This window comes from Paenibacillus roseus, from assembly GCF_016424485.1.
Taxonomy (GTDB): domain Bacteria; phylum Bacillota; class Bacilli; order Paenibacillales; family Paenibacillaceae; genus Paenibacillus_D; species Paenibacillus_D roseus.
Map to the genome: position 1 here is coordinate 1 of NZ_JAELUP010000030.1, position 3412 is coordinate 3412.

General features: G+C 27.3%; 3 protein-coding genes and 3 tRNA genes. All 6 read right to left on the bottom strand.

Features of this window, described 5'->3' with window-relative positions:
* Positions 1-75: 75 nt before the first annotated feature.
* The 6 genes from JFN88_RS26060 to JFN88_RS26085 all read right to left on the bottom strand — a co-directional run bounded on the left by JFN88_RS26060 (position 76) and on the right by JFN88_RS26085 (position 3283).
* Positions 76-1554, bottom strand: a complete 1479-nt coding sequence (locus tag JFN88_RS26060; RefSeq protein WP_199019053.1) for an NADH-quinone oxidoreductase subunit M — start codon at positions 1552-1554, stop codon at positions 76-78.
* Between the two features lie 2 nt (positions 1555-1556).
* Positions 1557-2420, bottom strand: coding sequence for a 30S ribosomal protein S2 (locus JFN88_RS26065; protein ID WP_199019054.1), 864 nt, complete (start codon positions 2418-2420; stop codon positions 1557-1559).
* A gap of 82 nt (positions 2421-2502) precedes the next feature.
* A tRNA-Met gene (locus tag JFN88_RS26070) sits at positions 2503-2576 on the bottom strand.
* Positions 2577-2588: 12 nt separating this feature from the next.
* Positions 2589-2662 (bottom strand) — tRNA-Lys (locus JFN88_RS26075).
* A gap of 51 nt (positions 2663-2713) precedes the next feature.
* The gene (ndhC, locus tag JFN88_RS26080; RefSeq protein ID WP_199019055.1) at positions 2714-3067 is read right to left on the bottom strand and encodes an NADH-quinone oxidoreductase subunit A; all 354 of its coding nucleotides are present in this window, start codon (positions 3065-3067) and stop codon (positions 2714-2716) included.
* 142 nt (positions 3068-3209) lie between these two features.
* Positions 3210-3283: transfer RNA gene (locus JFN88_RS26085), tRNA-Asp, on the bottom strand.
* Between the last annotated feature and the right edge of the window lie 129 nt (positions 3284-3412).

The following is a 3412-nucleotide window of genomic DNA, read 5'->3' on the forward strand; positions in this document are numbered from 1 at the left end:
TTCACTTTTCTAATATAATAAAAATAATTTTCTATTATATCTATATAAAAAACATTAATTCATTCATTCAAAATATTAATAACCTTGATATAATAAATTGACACAAGAACAATGCATTACATTTAAAAAAGGTTCAGGATAAACACCAATCCACACAATTGAAATAATAAAAGGTAAAAATGTAAAAAATTCTCGTCGATTAATATCACTAAATGTCGATATAAAATGTGGTTTAAATGTACCATAAATTAAACGATTACAAAGCCATAATGCATAAGCACCTCCTAAAACCATAGTAGTCGCTGCTAAAAATGTAACAAATGTATTATTCTGATAAATACCAATCATAATTAAGAATTCACCCGGAAAACTGCTCGTACCTGGTAAACTAATATTCGCCATTGTAAAAAATACGAAAATAAAAGCATATATTGGCATAACACGACCACAACCAGAATAATATCGTAAAATACGTGTTTTATGACGATCATATAAAACTCCAATTGCTAAGAACAATCCTGGCGCTACTAAACCATGACTTAACATTAATAGAACACTACCTTCTATACCTTGAATATTTTGACTAAATAATCCTATAGTTACAAAATTCATATGAGCAACAGAAGAATAAGCAATAATTTTTTTCAAATCTACTTGACGAATTGTAGTCAAACTAACATAAACAACTGCTAATACACTTAATGTCATAACTAAAGGTGTAAAATACATACAAGCAAAAGGAAACATAGGTATCGAAAAACGAATAAACCCATAAGTACCTAATTTTAATAGAATACCTGCTAAAATTACAGAACCTGCTGTAGGTGCTTCAACATGAGCTTCAGGTAACCAAATATGTACAGGAATCATAGGAACTTTCACTGCAAAACTTGCAAAAAAAGCTAACCATAGTAATAATTCTCGAGATTCACTCCATTGTGTTGTATATAATACTTCTAAATCAAATGTACCTACTTGGAAATATATTAATAAAATCGATAATAACATTAATAAAGATCCAAATAAAGTATATAAGAAAAATTGATAAGCTGCTCGAATCTTTCTTTCACGAGATCCCCAAACACCTATAATAACAAACATTGGAACTAAAACGCTTTCAAAGAAAATATAAAATAATAATAGATCTAAAACTTCAAAAACACCAATCATAAATGATTCAAGAACCAAGAAAGCTATACAATATTCCTTTACATAATTCTGAACACTTTGCCATCCTACTAACAAACAAATAGGTGTCAAAAAGGCTGACAATATAACAAAAAATATGGAAATACCATCAATACCCAAAACAAAATTTAAACCATCAAAAACAGATCCTTGTGCAATATTTGATTGAAATAATGTCTCTGTAAATTGAAATAACGAAGTACTTTCATCAAATTCAACCCAAAGAAAAAGAGATATAACAAAAATTACAGAACTTGATATTAATGCAATATTTTTGATTAAAAGAGTATTTTTTGCAGGTATAAAACTAATAAGACCTGCAATAACTAATGGACTCACTAAAAGAAACGATAATATATTAGACATTACTATTTCAAATATATATGACATAATTTAACAATTTTTTTCAATAAAGTATAAACAAATAATGGCGTAGGATTACTAAAAATAGGATAATCAATATATAGCCACTTCACATTTGTTTGCACAATTCCAATAACAGGAATATGCAATTTATTAGCTTCTTTTATTAAATGTCTATTATCCAATGGATTCACAACTATTACTAAATCAGGTCGTAACGCATAAGATACATAATAACGTTCAATAACCATATACTTATATTGACCTTTATTAACACTAGAACCTACTCGTTTAATTTGACGTTTATAAATAAAATTTTTAAAATATTTTAATCCTCTATTATAACGAGAGTTCTTTAAAATTTTCTTGTTTCCCACGATATTTGCATAAGTTGCACACAATGCATAAGAATAAATGGATCTTGAAACTTGTCGATAATTTGTTAATGCTCCAGGAACCCATCTATTTAACGAACTAATTATTTGAGGAAATCTATTATTATTTAAATTCAAATGAGATTTCAAAGAAGATATACCTTTTCGTCTTCCTTTTATTCGAACACCTTTGACTTCATTATTCAAAAAAAAAGAACAAATCTTTTTTAAAGTTAAACTAGGTAAAGTATTTACAAACAAAATAGTCCCGCCACTCTTTATAACACAAGCTATTATAAATAAAGCTCGCGATAAAGAAAATTGTGTTGTTAAAAAATCAAATCTTCCATGTTTACGATGTTTACCAATAATAGATCCAAAATTATCCGAATTCCATAAAAAATTAGAATCTTTTGAACATGTTTTGATATAACCTATGGAAGAATAACCTGTACATTCATTATGACTTAAATGAAAATTAGTATTTTCAATCATATTTTGTAATTATTTTTTATTTATAATTCAACCTCAACTACAATATCATTTTATAGTAAAGATTATAACGAAATTAATTAATGAGCGGTGGTAAGAGTCGAACTTACAACCTCGAGATTATGAGCCTCGCGAACAAACCAATTGTTCCTCACCGCTATAATTTGAAGATGAGTCCAGTAGGACTCGAACCTACGACCATCGGATTAAAAGTCCGATGCTCTACCAAACTGAGCTATAGACCCTATTAAAGTTATGAATATTAAAATTCAATTCATAACAATAAAACATTAAAGTTAGCTCCATTCTAATGCTCCTTTTCGCCATTCATAAACAAAGCCAATTGTTAAAATAATCAAAAAAAGCATCATCGACCAAAAACCAAAAAAACCATTTTGACTTAAAGTTAATGCCCATGGAAATAAAAATGCTACTTCTAAATCAAAAATTATAAATAATATCGCAACCAAATAAAATTGAATATCAAATTGACTACGTGCATCATCAAATGGATCAAATCCACATTCATAAGCTGATATTTTCTCTGGATCAGCACGTCTAATACTTACTAAATATGGAACACCTAATAAGATTAATGATAATGCTAGTGCAATAAAAAAATAAATAAATATACCTAAAAATTCAATCATAAAGTTTATATCGAGTTTTTATTATTATAATCAATTCTTTACTCATTTCTATTATTTTTAACAACTTACTACAACTGCAACAAGAGGAGAAATATTAATGTGTCATCTTAAAATAACAAAAATTTTCGAAAAAGAAAATAAACGAGAAAAACGGGACTCGAACCCGCGACCTTTGGCGTGACAAGCCAACACTCTAACCGACTGAGCTATTTCCCCATTCAAAATAATATTATAAATTATATAATATTATAAAATTTAGAGTTTTTATTTATTAAATTAATAAACTTAATTTTTCTTATAATGAATTAAATAATTTTCTAATTTACCACTAATTGGAATAAATAC

Coding starts and splice junctions, on each gene's coding strand:
- JFN88_RS26060 (WP_199019053.1), bottom strand. CDS start 1,554: ATGTCTAATATATTATCGTTTCTTTTAGTGAGTCCATTAGTTATTGCA.
- JFN88_RS26065 (WP_199019054.1), bottom strand. CDS start 2,420: ATGATTGAAAATACTAATTTTCATTTAAGTCATAATGAATGTACAGGT.
- ndhC (WP_199019055.1), bottom strand. CDS start 3,067: ATGATTGAATTTTTAGGTATATTTATTTATTTTTTTATTGCACTAGCA.